Origin of the sequence: Pontibacter akesuensis, from assembly GCF_001611675.1 — a bacterium.
GTDB lineage: Bacteria > Bacteroidota > Bacteroidia > Cytophagales > Hymenobacteraceae > Pontibacter > Pontibacter akesuensis.
Map to the genome: position 1 here is coordinate 2,458,971 of NZ_CP014766.1, position 16,602 is coordinate 2,475,572.

Annotated in this window: 16 protein-coding genes and 1 riboswitch; of the genes, 10 read left to right on the top strand and 6 right to left on the bottom strand. The window is 52.2% G+C overall.

Annotated features, from left to right (window positions below):
- Positions 1 to 264 precede the first annotated feature (264 nt).
- From A0W33_RS10455 to A0W33_RS10485, 7 genes are all read left to right on the top strand, one after another.
- Positions 265 to 636, top strand: a complete 372-nt coding sequence (locus A0W33_RS10455) for a hypothetical protein (protein ID WP_068838089.1) — start codon at positions 265 to 267, stop codon at positions 634 to 636.
- Positions 637 to 1,113: 477 nt separating this feature from the next.
- Complete coding sequence (locus A0W33_RS10460; RefSeq protein ID WP_172798108.1) at positions 1,114 to 2,511, top strand: DUF4270 family protein; 1,398 nt, start codon at positions 1,114 to 1,116, stop codon at positions 2,509 to 2,511.
- Positions 2,512 to 2,521: 10 nt separating this feature from the next.
- Complete coding sequence (locus A0W33_RS10465; RefSeq protein ID WP_082815197.1) at positions 2,522 to 3,541, top strand: Kelch repeat-containing protein; 1,020 nt, start codon at positions 2,522 to 2,524, stop codon at positions 3,539 to 3,541.
- 143 nt (positions 3,542 to 3,684) lie between these two features.
- Complete coding sequence (locus A0W33_RS20900; RefSeq protein WP_139237178.1) at positions 3,685 to 4,059, top strand: hypothetical protein; 375 nt, start codon at positions 3,685 to 3,687, stop codon at positions 4,057 to 4,059.
- A 168-nt stretch (positions 4,060 to 4,227) separates the two neighbouring features.
- On the top strand, positions 4,228 to 6,255 hold the full coding sequence (gene uvrB, locus A0W33_RS10475) for an excinuclease ABC subunit UvrB (protein WP_068838092.1): 2,028 nt from the start codon (positions 4,228 to 4,230) through the stop codon (positions 6,253 to 6,255).
- A 127-nt stretch (positions 6,256 to 6,382) separates the two neighbouring features.
- Positions 6,383 to 6,916: a GNAT family N-acetyltransferase gene (locus A0W33_RS10480; protein ID WP_068838093.1), complete on the top strand. Its 534-nt coding sequence runs from the start codon at positions 6,383 to 6,385 to the stop codon at positions 6,914 to 6,916.
- 353 nt (positions 6,917 to 7,269) lie between these two features.
- Positions 7,270 to 8,187 (top strand): SMP-30/gluconolactonase/LRE family protein, encoded by a 918-nt coding sequence (locus A0W33_RS10485; protein ID WP_068840064.1) that lies wholly within the window; start codon positions 7,270 to 7,272, stop codon positions 8,185 to 8,187.
- A gap of 35 nt (positions 8,188 to 8,222) precedes the next feature.
- Here the strand turns inward: A0W33_RS10485 and A0W33_RS10490 are convergent, their stop codons facing one another.
- Positions 8,223 to 10,427: a B12-binding domain-containing radical SAM protein gene (locus tag A0W33_RS10490; RefSeq protein WP_068838094.1), complete on the bottom strand. Its 2,205-nt coding sequence runs from the start codon at positions 10,425 to 10,427 to the stop codon at positions 8,223 to 8,225.
- Positions 10,428 to 10,711: 284 nt separating this feature from the next.
- Here A0W33_RS10490 and A0W33_RS10495 point away from each other — a divergent pair, with 284 nt between their 5' ends.
- Entirely contained in the window at positions 10,712 to 11,029 is a 318-nt protein-coding gene (locus A0W33_RS10495) for a hypothetical protein (RefSeq protein WP_139237177.1), read from the top strand.
- Between the two features lie 73 nt (positions 11,030 to 11,102).
- Here the strand turns inward: A0W33_RS10495 and A0W33_RS10500 are convergent, their stop codons facing one another.
- Entirely contained in the window at positions 11,103 to 11,330 is a 228-nt protein-coding gene (locus A0W33_RS10500) for a DUF2798 domain-containing protein (protein ID WP_068838096.1), read from the bottom strand.
- A 51-nt stretch (positions 11,331 to 11,381) separates the two neighbouring features.
- Positions 11,382 to 11,546, bottom strand: a complete 165-nt coding sequence (locus tag A0W33_RS20905) for a hypothetical protein (protein ID WP_157578022.1) — start codon at positions 11,544 to 11,546, stop codon at positions 11,382 to 11,384.
- Positions 11,547 to 11,698: 152 nt separating this feature from the next.
- Here A0W33_RS20905 and A0W33_RS10505 point away from each other — a divergent pair, with 152 nt between their 5' ends.
- Complete coding sequence (locus A0W33_RS10505; protein WP_068838097.1) at positions 11,699 to 12,025, top strand: hypothetical protein; 327 nt, start codon at positions 11,699 to 11,701, stop codon at positions 12,023 to 12,025.
- A 78-nt stretch (positions 12,026 to 12,103) separates the two neighbouring features.
- On the opposite strand, the gene A0W33_RS10510 is transcribed toward A0W33_RS10505, so the two are convergent.
- Positions 12,104 to 13,207 (bottom strand): YncE family protein, encoded by a 1,104-nt coding sequence (locus A0W33_RS10510; protein ID WP_068838098.1) that lies wholly within the window; start codon positions 13,205 to 13,207, stop codon positions 12,104 to 12,106.
- Between the two features lie 33 nt (positions 13,208 to 13,240).
- Positions 13,241 to 15,148 (bottom strand): TonB-dependent receptor plug domain-containing protein, encoded by a 1,908-nt coding sequence (locus tag A0W33_RS10515; protein ID WP_082815198.1) that lies wholly within the window; start codon positions 15,146 to 15,148, stop codon positions 13,241 to 13,243.
- A 104-nt stretch (positions 15,149 to 15,252) separates the two neighbouring features.
- Positions 15,253 to 15,457: riboswitch (cobalamin riboswitch) on the bottom strand.
- A 113-nt stretch (positions 15,458 to 15,570) separates the two neighbouring features.
- Between A0W33_RS10515 and A0W33_RS10520 the strand changes: the two genes are divergently transcribed.
- Positions 15,571 to 16,170 carry a DNA-3-methyladenine glycosylase gene (locus A0W33_RS10520; RefSeq protein WP_068838100.1) on the top strand — a complete coding sequence of 200 codons (600 nt, stop codon included), beginning with the start codon at positions 15,571 to 15,573 and terminating at the stop codon, positions 16,168 to 16,170.
- A 91-nt stretch (positions 16,171 to 16,261) separates the two neighbouring features.
- On the opposite strand, the gene A0W33_RS21335 is transcribed toward A0W33_RS10520, so the two are convergent.
- A complete protein-coding gene (locus A0W33_RS21335) occupies positions 16,262 to 16,465 on the bottom strand; it encodes a PLDc N-terminal domain-containing protein (RefSeq protein WP_082815199.1) in 204 nt (67 codons plus the stop codon).
- Positions 16,466 to 16,602: the final 137 nt, after the last annotated feature.

Genomic DNA, 16,602 nt, shown 5'->3' on the forward strand with positions numbered 1-16,602 from the left:
AAATAAAAAAGCAGCATGCAACCGCTGCCGGCCTGCAGGGGTCCTGAAAGTATAGAAGCAGAAAAAAACACCTATGAAACCGCTGCATAACTTTTTCGATGCCCTGTGCCTCGCTGCCCAACCAGACATGTACGGCTGGTATGTGTTGGTTGCCTTGCTGTTCTTTTCGCTTGTATAATACCGTGCCTTACTCTAAGCTGTGAAAAAAAGCGCCTGCCGCCATGGGCAGGCCATCTTACAACGCCACTAGTACAAAATTAACCTATGAAAAGCCTCCTGTACGTAACGCTGCTTTACCTCTGCCTCGCACTGCTTGCCGCTGGCTGCTCGAACAGCGCCCCTGTGCCTGCTTGCACTGCCGTGGAGGTGGTGGGCGTAAACTGCGACACAGGCTGGTATATCTTAAAGCTGCAGGATGACTCTGAGGAGCTGGCAAGCAAGTCCGGCAGCTACGTTGGCCAACTGCATGGCGGATACGTCACGACAGACAATCTGCCGGAGGCATACAGGCAGGTGGGGCAGCGGGCGCAGCTGCGGCTGGAGCTGAACACTTCCTACGGGCCTCGCTGCGTTGCCACAGCCATGATGTATCCTGCCGTGCGGGTAACAGAGGTTTGCGGCGCAGACAACAAATAAATTGAAGCAATTTGTGACAATGGTTAGTGAATGAATACTGATTTCTTTCAGAGGGCCTGCCGGTGCAGGCCCTTTGTTTTACAGGCCGATCCCATGTATAACCTCTGACTTTACCCGGGCTGGGTTATTGTTCTGAATTATGGAAGACAGGTACAGAAACTGCGCAGAGGCTTGAATTTTGCGGGAAGTGATGCTGGGGAAAGCATACGGATATCAGCCATAAGAAATTAAAGTGGTGTGTTATGATTTTTGCCAGTGGGAAGTATACAATAAACTGTTGCCCTTGAAGTTTAGTAGGGGTAATATCTTTCAGTAGAAGAAAATATAGTGTTATATTTGAAGCTGAATTACATTACCGCCTTGTGCTTTTAATTTAAAAAGGTTTATCAAGCGGCAGCTTGTCCGGTGATGAGTGTGCAGCCGCAGGATCCTGAAATATTCCTGACCAGATTGGGAGATCCGTTTTCACGTTATTATATGTTATTCGCTAAGAAAAAATCACCTTCTAAGTATAGCCTCCATTATCTTTTTGCCTGCCTGAGCGCACTGCTGGTTCTTTCCTCCTGCGAGGACCCGAACGAGTTGGGGCTTGCCCTGGTGGAAGACAATGTGCAGGGAAACTTCATAGACACCCTCACCCTGGATGTGTCAACGGTACTGCTGGATTCCGTAGCCACTTCCGGCACAAGCACCTTGCTGGTGGGTAAGTACAACGTGCCCAATGCCGGTACGCTAATGGCCTCCACTTTCTTTCAGGTTGGCCTGGGCGCCACCTGGACCCTGGCCGCCGATGCCACGTTCGAGTCCATCGAATTGATCTTGCCGACGTCCGGTTACTATTACGGCGACACGGCTGCCGCTCTGACAGTAGATGTTAACGAAGTAACCTCTACCCTAAGAACAAGGGCCCTTTCCCCTGTTTTCCCGAATGAGGAGCCACGATCGCTCTTTTACCAGGCCAATGCCATTTACAATAACAGTAAAGTAGCCGTTGCCGCTACACCGTTGGCCACGCACACGTTCACGCCCCGTCCTTTATCCAAAGATACCGTTATAGTTTCATTGGCAGATGAACTGGGGCAGCAGTGGCTTGCGCTTCGTAAAGCCGACAATGCCAGCCTTACGGATAATGCCGCCTTCCTGACCTACTTCAGGGGCCTGAATATTGCGCCTGTGCAGGGGAACGCCGTTATTGGATTCTCCTCCACACCGGTTGTGCGACTGAATTATTCGGAGACTGTTAATGGCGCTAGAGTGGCGAAGTCGCACGATTTCCCGCTGAACAACACAAGCGTGCAGTTCAACAAAATTACAAATGACTTTGCCGGCTCCCCGCTGGAGGGAATCAAAAGAGGCGAGGAGTTGTCAGCCCAGGCATCTAACGGTGTGAGCGTGGCGCAGGGCGGAAGTGGCCTGATGATAAAGGTGGAGATTCCGCACCTGAACCGTTTAAAGGAGCAGCTGAAGCCGGAGTTTATCAACCAGGCCGTTCTGATCGTGGAGCCGCTGGCAGGCAGCCAGACCGCCTACCCGTATCCGGTGCCGCCTTCCCTGGCCTTGTACAGAACAAACGAGAATAATGTGCCGATCATGAACGTGCTGGCTGACTTTGGCTCTACTGCTAGGGAGCCTCAGCCGCTAATCGCCAACTTTATAAAAAGCACGACAGCAGGACAGAACAACCGCTACGAGTTTATCATAACCGAATACATTGTGGATAAACTCAATGATGCGCGTATCGGGACAGACAATGCCTTGTTCATTGCGCCGCCGCCATCAGCTGTACAGAACGGCGTTAGTCGTCTGGTGATTGGTGCACAGGATAAAGGCACCAAGAACATCAGGTTGAAAATTTATTATACTACCATTAAATAAGATCGGTGACATGAGAAACCTTTTAAGGAACATGCGTCTTTTATCGGCTTTGATGTTGCTGCTTTCGATGGGCGTGTTTACGTCCTGCGACTCGGAGGAGGAACTGGTAATTGGAGAGTGGGAAAGGCTGGGTGATTTTGAGGGCGTAGCCAGAAGCAGCGCCGTTTCATTTGTGATTAACGGTAAAGCTTATGTGGGCACCGGCTACAGTGGAACAACGCGCCTGAAAGACTTTTGGATGTATGAGCCGGCAACGGACAACTGGACAAGGTTAGCTGATTTTCCCGGCGAGGCCCGTAGCGCGGCGGTTGGCTTTTCGGCCAATGGCAAAGGCTATGTCGGCACAGGTTACAATGGGAGTGGCTTCTTAAAGGATTTTTACGAGTACGACCCCGCAACCAACGCATGGACGCAGATTGCAGACTTTCCGGGTTCTGCCCGCCTCAGTGCTATTGCCATGTCCTTTGACCAGGTGGGCTACGTAGGCGCAGGCTATGACGGGAGCTACCTGAAAGACTTCTGGAAGTATAACCCTGCCACCGGTGCCTGGGAAGCGCAGGCCGAGTTAGTCGGCGCCAGAAGGTTGGGCGGTTTTGCCTTCACCACGAATGGCAAAGGCTATGTAGGCGGCGGCACAAACGCTGGCGTTTACAATACGGATTTACTTGAGTTTGACCCGGCCACCGGCACCTGGAAAATTTTGCGTGCATTTGACACCAGCGGCAGGGAACCAGACAGCTATCCTAAAATTGGCCCATACGCCACCGCATTTGCTGTTGGCAACCAGGGCTATGTCGTAAACGAGGGCTTCGTGGACAATGAAGGTCAGCGAATGTCAGTAGATGAAGTATGGCAGTATGAGCCAACCACAGATTCTTGGACAAAGCTGCAGAACTTTAGAGGATCGCTTAGAGAAGGCGCCGTGGGTTTTGGCATTGGTGACCGGGGTTATGTTGGTCTTGGCAATCAAGGCACTTTCGACTTCAAGAAGGACTTCTGGACGCTGAACCCAGCCGTGATAAAAGAATAGAACAAGCGCTAACCCGCTAATTCAAGTGTAGAACAGCCTGGCTTAAGTGTCAGGCTGTTTTTTTATGCCCGCATGCAACCGATGCGGCAGGTAGCGGGTCCTGTTTAAAAGAAGTTGTTTAACTCCTGTTTAACCACCCGCATATGCGTTATGTCCTTTACCTATTGCTCGTTTTAAGTATAGCCGCTTGTGGGAAAGAAGAGGAAGCGCTGCCCTGCCTGACAGCAACGGTAGTGGGACCGGCTGAATGTGGGGAGGGAACCGTAATTGAAGTATACAGCGGCGAAGCCCGGCAACAAGATGCAATAGCCGGTTGCGATTTTGCTCCTGTTAGAATGTATACTGTGAATAACCTGCCGGAAAACCTCCAGGCGCCGGGAATCACCTTCACCTGTCAGCTGGCGGAGCCGGAGAAGAACCAGGAAGGGCGAATTTGCCAGGCAGTGTATATGGTGTATGAGGCGGCCACCATCAAGCGCCTTTGCAGCGTGCCGGAGCGGGCGACTTTAGAAGACTAATTTTTTCTGCAATATTTACTGAAGCCTGTTGCCCTGCAGCAGGCTTTTTTTACGCGCAAAGCTTTTTTTACAGGCAAGCCGTACAGCATAACAACTATAGCAGCAGCCTAAACTAACTGCCTGTTTTAAATGTTATGGTTTATCTTTACTACTCAGTAAAACAGACGAATGGATTTTAAGCTAACATCAGAGTTTCAACCAACCGGCGATCAGCCGAAAGCCATAGCCCAACTCACCGAGGGTATAAAAAACGGTGAGCCAGCACAGGTACTGCTCGGTGCCACCGGTACCGGTAAAACCTTCACGATGGCGAACGTCATCAAGAACACGGGCAAGCCTACGCTCGTGTTGTGCCACAACAAAACGCTGGCCGCCCAGCTTTACGGTGAGTTTAAGCAGTTCTTCCCGGATAATGCGGTGGAGTACTTTATCTCCTATTACGATTACTACCAGCCGGAAGCCTACATTGCCTCATCGGATGTGTTCATCGAAAAGGACCTGCAAATTAACGAAGAGATCGAGAAGCTGCGGCTGCATACGACTTCTGCCTTGCTTTCCGGCCGCCGCGATATTGTGGTGGTGGCGTCGGTGAGCTGTATCTATGGTATCGGTAACCCGGAGGAGTTTGGCAAAAACGTGATGCACCTGGCACCGGGGCAGCGCTATAGTCGCAATAACCTGCTTTATACTTTTGTGCAGATACTTTACAGCCGCACCGAGGCAGAATTTACACGTGGAACATTCCGGGTGAAGGGCGATACAGTGGACATTTACCCAGCCTACGCCGACTTTGCTTACCGCCTATACTTCTTCGGCGATGAGTTGGAAGCCATCCACCGCATCGATCCGGAGTCGGGAAAAAAGCTGTCGGAGGAGCAGGCGGTGACGCTGTACCCGGCAAACCTCTTCGTAACCGGTAAAGACACGCTGAACCAGGCCATCCATGAAATCCAGTACGACATGGTGGCGCAGAACGAGTACTTCCTGAAGGAGGACAGACCGGCTGAGGCAAAGCGCATCAAAGAAAGAACCGAGTTCGACCTGGAGATGATCCGAGAGCTCGGCTACTGCTCAGGCATCGAGAACTACTCCCGCTACTTCGACCGCCGGGAGCCGGGTGCCCGTCCGTTCTGCCTGCTCGATTACTTTCCGGATGATTACCTGATGGTGATTGACGAGAGTCATGCTACCCTGCCGCAGGTTCGCGCCATGTGGGGCGGCGACCGCTCGCGCAAAGTGGCCTTAGTGGAGTATGGCTTCCGCTTGCCCGCCGCCATGGACAACCGCCCGCTCACCTTCAACGAGTTTGAGAGCCTGATGCACCAGGTGGTGTTTGTGAGCGCCACGCCCGGCGATTATGAGATTCAGAAATCAGAGGGCGTGGTGGTGGAGCAGATAATCCGGCCAACCGGCTTGCTGGACCCTGAGATCGAGATCAGGCCAAGCACAAACCAGGTGGACGACTTGCTGGATGAGATTGACGAGCGCGTGAAAACAGGTGCCCGCGTATTGGTAACAACGCTGACCAAACGTATGGCCGAAGAACTGGCCAAGTACCTGGAGCGCCTCAACATCAAGGTAAAATACCTGCACTCAGAGGTAAAGACCCTGGACCGCGTGGAGATTCTGCGTGAGCTGCGCCTGGGCATTATTGATGTGCTGATAGGTGTGAACCTGCTGCGTGAGGGCCTTGACCTACCGGAGGTGAGTTTGGTGGCGATATTGGATGCAGACAAGGAGGGCTTCCTGCGCGACCAGCGCTCCCTGATCCAGACAATGGGCCGCGCCGCACGTAACGATAAAGGCAAGGTGATTATGTACGCCGACCGCATGACAGGTTCCATGCAGCGGGCCATTGATGAAACGAACCGCCGCCGTGATACCCAGATTGCCTACAACATCGAGCACGGCATTACGCCACGCACGGTAATCAAAACGAACGACGAGATTTTCCAGCAGACCTCTGTAGCTGACGCCAGGAAGCGGGAAGCGAAGATGTATGTGGGGCCAGAAGAAGTGTCGATGGCTGCCGAGCCGGTGGTGCAGCTGATGAAGCGCGACGAACTGGAGAAACTGATCAAGAAAACTGAGAAGCAGATGGAAGCCGCCGCCAAAGACCTCGACTTCCTGCAGGCTGCCAAGTATAGGGACGAGCTGGCAGACCTGCGCAAGCTGCTCAAGTCCAAACGCGACTAAGCAACGGGAAGTATACACCGCATTGGGGTAATTACAAAGTTTAAACGCCGCTCCCGCACCTGCTGCAGGAGCGGCGTTTTTGTATGACGTATAGCAGGCGTACCTTTGGCCTCTTAGAAAACAGAAAATGAAATCAACCGATAGCACTACCTTTCATTTCAGGGCAGGCACCGCAGCCGATGCCGCGTTGCTTGCGGATTTAGGCTGGCGCACCTTTGAGGAGACGTTTTCAGAGTCTAACGATCCGGCAGACATGGCCGCTTTCAAATACACCATGTACAGCCCCGCGCTACAGGCGGCGGAATTGGCCGATCCCGAAACAGAATTCGTGCTAGTGGAGGCGAGCGGAGAAGCCATTGCCTACATGAAACTGTACAAGGGAGAGGCTCCTATGGAAATCAAAGGGAACAAGCCGCTTCAGGTCAGCAGGCTCTACATTGCCGCCGCGTGGCTCGGGAGAGGGTTAGGAGACCAGTTGATGCAAAAGGCCTTGGCAAAGGCAGCAACGGAAGGCTTTGACGTAGTATGGCTCACGGTGTGGGAGCACAACGAGCGGGCGAAGCGCTTTTACCACAAGTATGGCTTCCGGGAAATGGGAGAGCTGGAGTTTATACTTGGCCAGGACGTGCAACGGGACCTGTACATGCAGCTGGAGGTGTAGGAGGTACCTGATGGGCCTGTTCCCGCTCCGGGCGGAGCAGAAACAGGTATCAGGTTCTTTTCATAGTTTTTGTTAGGGAAGGTAGTAGTCTGAAAGCTGGCGGCTTTATTGCCTGCTTCCGAATATAAGATTCCCAAACCGCGAAAACGGTTGCATGGGGTTGAGAAATTTTTTGGTAGGCATGAAGTGCCGGGCAACCGTATGATTAGGTTCGGCCGCTGTCAGTTGGCACGGACATAAAAGTTAGCTTGTACCAATCCTCGGTGCGGAATTGCATAAATTTTTTTATAGTTTCTGCTTTCGCAATGCGGGTTGCCGTTAAAATGAGGTTTCAACAAAAGCTCTTTACTGAGATGTATCCATACAAAGCCACTTTGATCCTGACTGTTGCATTTATCCTGTTCTTGCCCGCACTGCTTTGCGCTCAGATCACGGATAAAAAGTCTATCGTTGCCAAAGGAGCAAAGGTGGAGAAATTAGGGGAGGGTTATTCTTTCACGGAAGGGCCGGCTGCGGATTCGGAAGGGAATGTATACTTCACTGATCAACCAAATGATAAGATCCTTCGCTGGTCAGCAAGCACTGGTGAGATTAGCACGTTCTCTGATAAAACCGGGCGCTCCAACGGCTTATACTTTGATGCTAAAGGCAATCTTATTGCCGCTGCTGATGAAAAGAACCAGCTCTGGTCCTTCGACAAATCAGGAAACCCAACGGTGCTTGTCTCTGACTATGAAGGGAATTTACTCAACGGGCCAAACGACCTTTGGATTGCGCCTGATGGCGGCATGTATATCACGGACCCCTTATACAAAAGAGACTACTGGACCCGCAATCCACAAATGCAGCAGGACGGCCAGCACCTGTATTACCTAAGCCCTGACAGGAGCCGCATGCAGCGGGTGGATGAAAGCCTGCAGCAGCCAAATGGCATTGTAGGCACCCCAGATGGAAAGAAATTGTACGTGGCCGACATAGGAGCGGGGAAAACCTATGTGTATGATATTATGAAAGACGGTACGCCAACAAATAAAACCCTCTTTGCACCCATGGGGTCCGACGGCATGACCATCGACAATCAAGGGAACATTTACCTCACCGGAAAGGGAGTGACCGTGTTCAACAAAGCAGGCGAGCAGATAGCACATATCCCTATTGACGAAAACTGGACGGCGAATGTGACATTCGGAGGCAAAGACCGAAAGACACTGTTTATAACAGCTATGGACTCAGTTTATGGTCTTCAAATGAAGGTAAAGGGGGGAAGGTAGCTAAAGCAACAGGTTTAAATTACAGGCGACTTCTGTTACAATAACAACAACCCCTTCTCCCGCAGCTCAAACCAAGTGGGGGAGCTCATGAATTCTGCAAAATTCAGGTGCGCCTCGGCCGGATAGCTTTCCTCCAGTTGCTTTAATGTTGTGGCCGTGGTGCTTTCGGTGGTGATTGTCTGCAGCATGTCCAGCAGCCATTGCCCGATCACAGCTGTAGTTTTCACCTGGAAGTCCTCCCCCTTTTCGTAAAATGTTAGCACGCAACGCTCAATCGTCTGCCCTTTCTTGGCAATCATGGTGAATTCTATTTCCGGGATGCCGCCCAGCCACAGCACCCGCGCATTGCGGCGCTCCACATCCGGCTTCGGTGGTTGCTGCACGGCCTCGTAAATCAGGTTCTGATCGGTTTTCACACGTGGAACCTTGAAGTCAAACCAGAAAGAAAGCGGCTGCTCCAGAGCTACACCGTGCATGTAATTGTAGATGGCTTTGGCCAGTCCCTCGCCGAATAAGGAGTGGTCGGTGCCCTGCGGGTCGTCGTGCCAGAGGTCGTTGTTTGCGAAAGGGCCGTCTTCCGGTCCTACTTTCACCACGCCATACTTCTCCGGGTTCTTGCCCACCGGGCTGTGCGCCGTCATGCTGAAACGGTGCCAGTAACCCGACTGAATCACGCCGTTGACGAACAGCTGCCGCACCACTTCCAGGGAGTCAATCGTTTCCTGGGCTGTTTGGGTAGGAAAGCCATACATGAGGTAAGCGTGCACCATAATACCGGCTTGGGTAAACGCATCCGTTACGCGCGCCACCTGGTCGATGCTCACGCCCTTCTCCATCAGCTTCAGCAGCCGGTCGGAGGCTACCTCCAGGCCACCGGAAACGGCAATACAGCCAGAGGCAGCCAGCAGGCGGCACAGGTCCGGTGTAAATGTCTTCTCAAAGCGGATATTTCCCCACCAGCTGATCTTCACGCCACGCCGCAGCAGCTCAATGGCCATGTCACGGAGCGGGGCAGGAGGGGCGGCCTCATCCACAAAATGAAAGCCCGTTTGCCCGGTCTGCGCGATGATCTGCTCCATACGGTCTACCAGCAGGGTGGCCGGTGCCACATCGTAGCGATTAATGTAGTCTAGGGTGATGTCGCAGAAGGAGCAGCGCTTCCAGTAGCAGCCGTGGGCGATGGTGAGTTTGTTCCAGCGGCCGTCGCTCCAGAGGCGGTGCATCGGGTTAATCACGTCAATCACCGAGAGGTACTCCTGCAGTTTCAGGTCGCTGTAGTCCGGTGTGCCGATCTCGTTGTGGGGCACGTCCGGGTCGGTGCTGCCGTTGATATATTGTACTTCGCCATCGGCAAGTATAAATGTGCGCTGCAGCTGCTCCACGTCGCGCTGGCCCTGCAGGTGCTCCAGCAGTTTCAGCCACGGGCCTTCGCCATCATCCAGCGTCACAAAGTCGATGTACTTGAACAGGCGCGGTTCGCGCAGGCTTCTAAGTTCGGTGTTGGGATACCCGCCGCCCATCATGGTCTTTATGTGCGGGTACTTCTCCTTGATGTATTTGGCCATACGCAGGCCTCCGTACAGATTACCCGGAAACGGTATCGACAGCCCCACTATACTTGGTTGCACCTGCTGCAGACGCTCCTCCAGCACTTCCAGCAGCATCTCGTCCACCAGGTTAGGCGCCAGTTGCAGGGCCTCTTCCATGGGATCGAAATGGGTGGCCGACATGGCCAGGCTGTCGGCGTAGCGGCTAAAGGCAAAGTAGGGGCAGATGGTTTCCTTGATCAGGTCGCCGAGGTCCTCTAAGTATAAAGTAGCCAGGTAGCGGGCGCGGTCGGAGATGCCCATACTTCCGAAAGCCCAGTCGATGTCCTCTACCTGGTCGAAGCGCGAAGCCTCGGGCAGAAAGCGGCTGTAGGAGATCTGCTGAGCCAGTGTGCTGTCTTTGTTCTGCAGGAAACGAATAACCGGCTCAATTGTGTTCAGGTACTCACGCTTGAGGCGCAGCATGCGCAGGCTGTTGTCCGACAACTCAAAGTCACCCGCTTCTATCGCCTCAAATATCTGCTTTAAGCCCGTGCGGGAAAACATTTTCAGGACAAGCTCAATGCCCATGTCTGCCTGCATTACCTCGTAGCCGCGCCCGCCCAAGAAGCCTTTCAGGTAGGCCGTTGCCGGGTACGGGGTATTCAGCTGGGTGAGTGGTGGCGTAAGAAGCAGTATGGTTGGCTTATCCAAGGTAAATCAGAGTTAAAGTGTGCTATAAACAAGGCAGCAGCGTTGGGCACAAAAGTACAGATTATGCGACACAGTTGGTGCCTGACCTTATGCAACAGCTAGCCGTGGCTGGTAGTTCACGGGTATTTGGGCCTTCTCCAGTATGTTTATATTTAAGTATATTTTTTATGAAATATTTTATATTAAATATTTTGTATCTTAGATTAGTTTGTTATATTTGAATAGGAATTGAATGCGCCCCTTACGCTTACCTTTCTTTGTCACACTCTTAACTGCTTGAGGCTATGACTATAACTATACGAAAGAACATTCTGATGCTGCTGCATGTCATTCTTTTGGTTCTCGCTATACTTGCTTTAAACTGGCAGGACAAAGCAGTCGCCGGAAACGACGTGCGGAAGCCGGATCTGAAGGAGTCGATTGTGCGGGAAACAAGTGAAAGACAGGAGCCTGCCTGCTGCCTGCAGAAAGCAACGCACATAGCAGCGTTGAAGCAAGAAGCCAGTTTGGGTTTTGCCAGTTTCCTGGTCGGTGAGCCGCTCCTGCGCAAAAAGCAGCCTTGCCAGAAAACTATTGCCCTTCGCAGAATAGCCGTTTCCTGATTTTTGCTCCATAAAAGCAGAACGGCCCCGGCCCACGATCATCTCGTGGGCCGGGGCCGTTCTGCTTTTATACTTATTTACGTATAAATCGGGCCACCACGTAGTTCACTCCAGGTATGATAGCCAGCACCGTCACTGCGATCATCACGAAGAAAACGAAAAAACTGCGCAGCCACCTGCCGAAAAAATCGGCACTTAGCCCAAACGTATAAAGCTGCAGGGCAGAGGCCAGCAAAAGGCTGATGAGCGCTATAAGCAGCAGCTTACGTCCTAACAGGGATTTAGGTAATCTTCTTTTCATTCGTGCGGATGATCAACCCAAAGGTACAGCCACTGCCGGCACAATAAAAAATCAGGAGTGCCCTTTTTCTGCCTCCTCGGCCTCTGTGCGCTCGCTCTGGCCTTTCTGTGCCTTCTCGGGTGGTGGCGACTGCTTGTCCTGCTGCACTTTCTGCACATCCGATGAGTCGTCTTTGGTGGTTTCCTGTGGCGGTTTTTGCTGATTGTTCTCTTTCATAGACATTTTATATAAAGTGATGTAGGTGTGTACGGAAGGTGACTTTACGCGATGCGATTTTCAACTATAAGCCGCCGGGGGCCGTACATGTATAGAGTCGCTGGCCCCAAGGCTGGCGCCATGTACAACAGCATTAGCATAGGAAAACAGATATGAAAAAGATAAAATCAACTTTATTCACGATAGCAGCCGCCACTGTAGCAGTGTTTGGAATGAGTGCCTGCGGTGATACCAGCGAACCGGGAGATACCTCGGTACAACAGGGTGAGTTTTACGAAGACCAGGGAGGCATGGTAGTGGAAGACGGTGAAGAGCAGGAGCGAACCCGAAGAGGAGACACCACGCAGGAAGCAGGGGAGCGCTACTATAACGATTCTGACCACGACAGCCATAAGGCCAACGATGGAAAAGCCTTAGGCGATGGCGCTTACGATGGTAAAGGAAACGGTGTGGAGCGTGATGAAATAGACGGTCAATAGGCGCATCAAAGTATAAAACACAAAAAAGCCTGCCCCAGTAGTGAGGCAGGCTTTTTTGTGCAAGTATAAATCCGCTACTTAATTAAACACGAAACCATTCGGACCGATGCCTGCTCTGAAGCTATTTACCTGTGTGCCATCCGGCGAATACACATAAACGGTACCGTCGCCGGTAAAAGCACTCTTGGCGCCATAGATGTTGCCTGTTTCCGGGTCTACGCCCAGGCCATAAAAGCTTTTGTTGATGAGGCTGGTGCCGCTGAGGGTGGTGGCATTGGTACTTTGTGCAAAGGTTTTGCCATCGTAGTTAAAGTACAGCCTATCGCCTGATGCCATAATGGCCAAGTTGCTGGGACTGCTTTGATTGCTTCCGAACGTAAGCGTGCGTGCCACCGCGTTCGTAGCGGTATTGATAGCGATAAGTGCGCCAGGGGTTGTTTTGGAGTAATCCACTGACCAGTCAGCGTTGTAAACTGTTTTGCCGGCCGCCAGCACCCATAGCCTGTTTTGCTGGTCCAGTTCCAACTCCACAGGCCCATCCGATACGGTGATGTCTACTTCTTTTGTGTCCGTTAGTGTATTGATTACCGTTACCACATTAGAGCCACTGTTGGCTACATAAAGTTTGCCGTTTGCAATTAGCAGTTCCTCCGGCTGTGGTCCTACAGGTATGGTTTTAGTTACTTGCATGGTGTTCAGGTCGATAACGGATACCTGACCTGGCTCGCCGTAAACTACCCATTCCGTTACATAACCTTTGTCTTCGTTTAGGGCAGTAAAGTAGCGGGGCTGCTTCAGATTTTCCAGCACCGCCTTTGTCTCAAACGTATACGCATCCACCACTTCAAGCTTGTTGCTGTTGTTTACTGTGATGTAGGCTAGGTCTTCCATTATGTCAAGGTCCATCACTACATCGCCAAGTGGCCTGTCGGCATTAGCCTTGCTGAAAATATTGTTAATAACAGTATGGTTTGCGCTATCGCTTAGGAAAGAGATAGAGCCATTGGGAGTGCCGAAATTGCCCTCATTTAAGATAAATACTCCTTTCTGGTCGTATGGTCCGCGCAATTCAACTGGCGCCTCTGGCTCCACATTGTTGTCATCACAACTGGTAAAGGTAAAGGCGCTTGTAAAAAGCGTGGCCGCTAAAAAGAAGTTGCGGAAGTAATTCTGTTTTTTCATTAGGATTTAGGTAAGTATAGCTAATTAAATTATTTAAGGTATGATAAAGCGCAGGCTGAACGTATAGCCCCGTGGTGGCATGGCACGGTAAGCCATGGTCTGGTACACCGCGTTCGTGGCATTATCGGCCCGGAGCGTGAGCAGCAGGCGGTGCTGACCCAAGGATAAGTTTTTGCTTAGGGCGAAGTTCAAAAGCAGAAAGTCATCCAGGCTTGCTGTTTCGGAGTTGGATGTATAGCGCAGGCCGGTATAGTTCAGGTTGCCGAGCAAAGACCAGTTTTTATACCTGGCCTCTGTGGACAGCAATGCCTTGTGCAGCGGCACGTACATTAACTGTTTGCCTTTGTCGCCAGTGCCTTCGTACACCTCCACCTGCTCAGAGGAAGTGTAGGTATAAGCGGCTGTTGTCTGGAGTTGAAGCTGCCCCAAAGTGGAGGTGGCCGAAGAACTCAGCTCCACACCCTTGCTCTCCACTTTCTGCAGGTTTGCGGGGCGCCAGCGGCCTGTCTCGTCCGGCGACCACTGCAGCCAGTTGTCAATCTGCATCAGGTAAGCGGTGGCCTCTGTCTGAAGTATAGTCCAGCCTAAATCTGTTCGGTTGCCGAGGCCAAGTTCATAGTTCCAGCCTTTTTCGGGGCGTAGATCAGGGTTGCCTGCCCCGATCCAGAAGCGGTCGTTCAGGGTGGGCACCCGGTAGCTGGCGCTGATGTTGCCTTTTAACGCTAATAGCTCGTTATTGAATGGCTTATAGTTGAACCCAAAAGACGGTGTAAGCGGAGGATTGTATCCTTCCACAAAGGCCTGGCGCAGGTTCAGGCTTATCTGCAACGGCTCCACCGGATCGTAACGGAAAAGCGCAAAGGCTGATGCGCGCACTTCGTCCTGCTGGCCGGCATAGCCATCGTTTGTAGCCTGGAAGTACTGCAGGTTCAAACCGCCGCGCAAGCTCCAGCGTCTGCCGTAGGTATAGGTTTGCTCTGCCTGCAGCTGATAGGTGTCCACGTCTGATTCAGAGTCGGTGCTGCGGTCGGTGTAGTGCAGGTAATCATTAAAATACGCGGCCTTAACGGCTGTTTGCCCAAGCCAGCTATCGTGCTTGAACTCTGCCATCAGGCGCAGGCTCTCGTCCAGCTGGTTGGCGTCGGTGTCGGCAGAACCCATGGCGGGTTGCAACTCACGATCAGCAAAAGTATACCAGCCATGCAGCGCCACGCTGGTTTTGGGTGAGATTTCCCAAGCCAAATCCTGGGTGGTGCCATACTGGGCCACCGCCGCGTGCTGCTGCCTTGCCTCTGGCGTGCCAAACCGGCTGAGATCTTTAAAATGATAATTATTCTCCGCCTGCAGGCCATATAGGCTCAGGCCATACTTCAGCTTTCTGCCACTGTAGCCCAGGCTGCCGCTTCCAAAGTATCTCTCGAAACTGCCCACTTCCAGTTTCACATCTCCGCTAAACCCTTCCTGATTATATTCCGGAGAACTCAGCAAAACTGCGCCACCAATGGCGCCGCTGCCATAGTTCGCCGCCGCCGGGCCATACTGCACCGCCACATCGCCAAAGCCCGTAACCGGCAGTGTCGCAAAGTCTGTCTGACCAAGTGTGGCGGGGGCTATGTTCAGACCGTTCCAGAGCACAGCAGTCTGGGAGGCGTTGGTGCCCCTGAAGGCAACCGAGGATATGCCGCTGGCGCCATAGCTTTTAAAGTATAGCGGCGTGCGCGCCTGCAGGGCATCGGCTAGTGAGCCGGAGCTGTAGGTGCTCAGAAAGGCACTGTCTACCTGCGTGACGCGGCTACCCACCGTGTATACTTCGGTGGGCTTGCCGAAAATCTCCACGATGCCCAGGTGATAGGAGCTCGTATCCTGCTGCGCCACCGCCACAGGCGCAAGGCTACAGAGGCAGGCGCAAAGCCATACGTTCAGAAAAGGTAATTTTACCACTACAGTTCGTGCTTACATCCCGAAGCATGCAAACAGGTACAAAGGCAGGAACAGCTAGCGCTATAAAGCGGAGGCCGTGCAGCTTTTCACCCGAAAGCATACGACAAATACGTGTCGGACTGGCAGGTATCCTGGCTCTCTTCAGCTTGCCCGCCTTCCCATACCGCAAAGCAGTACAGTGGCGTTGGTAATGGGCAAGCCCTTTTTAGAAGATTACAGTTGCGGGTACAGCGCAGGTTTTTCACCTGTTTCCCTTTTAAACACATCGCTACGGAAGCAGCGACGGTCACCAATCTGGTACAAAAGTAGTGAATAATTAATAATGAGGAATGATTAATGAGAAGCTTCGCTCAATTTTGCAGCTTGTGCGTAAAGAGGCAGAGTTATTACACATTATTCATTCCTCATTATCAATTGCCAACATGAAGCTGCCGAAGTCTTTTTATACCCGCCCTGATGTGGTGCACCTGGCACAGGAGCTGCTGGGTAAGTATGTGTATACTTGTGTGAACGGTATGCTGACAGGCGGCATGATCGTGGAGACGGAGGCTTACTCGGGCCAGAACGATAAGGCCTGTCATGCGCACCTGAACCGCCGCACCAAGCGCACCGAGATCATGTACCACGAGGGCGGGGTGGCCTACGTATACCTGGTGTACGGCATTTACCACCTGTTCAACATCATTACCAACACTGAGGGAAACGCCGATGCCGTGCTGGTGCGGGCTATTGAGCCGGAAGTGGGAGTGGAGGAAATGCTGCTGCGGCGTGGCATGGCAAGTATAAAACCAAACCTGACGGCAGGCCCCGGTGTGCTTAGCATTGCGCTGGGCATCGACAAGAAACTCTACGGCGCCGACCTCACCGGCAGCACCATCTGGCTCGAAGACAAAGGCATCACCATTCCCCCGGAGCAGATCGTCTCCGGCCCGCGTATCGGAATAGACTATGCCGAAGAGGACGCGCTCCTGCCCTGGCGCTTTTGGGTGAAGGGAAACAAATGGGTAAGCAAGAAGAAGTAGGAAGTGCTGGAGATGTAGCCACAGGCATTCCTACTCCCTATGGCTAGGGAACACAGCTACGCTATAGGATGTGGTGCTGGTATAGCGGCCCTTAAGAATTAGCCTTCCTGAGCGATGCGAACTTGAAGAAGAAAATGAGTGGCCCGATAACTGGTAGAAACATTGTTCCGGCCAGCCAGACAAGCTTTTGGTTCGACTGTAACCTGTTAGTCACCAAAATTACGATCCAGGCGGCAAGAAATAATAAAACAGCGGCGGCATTAAGGAGCATCCAAGTAGTTAATGCTAACGACATAAGTTTGTTTTTAAGAGGAGGTGAATCAGGTATATGCGCAGGATATTTACCTGCATCCTATCAAAGATAGAAAAATTCAAAGAAATAGCAAGTGTTATGTATCCACCGGAACACTGTCCTGTCGAAAGTATGTGCTG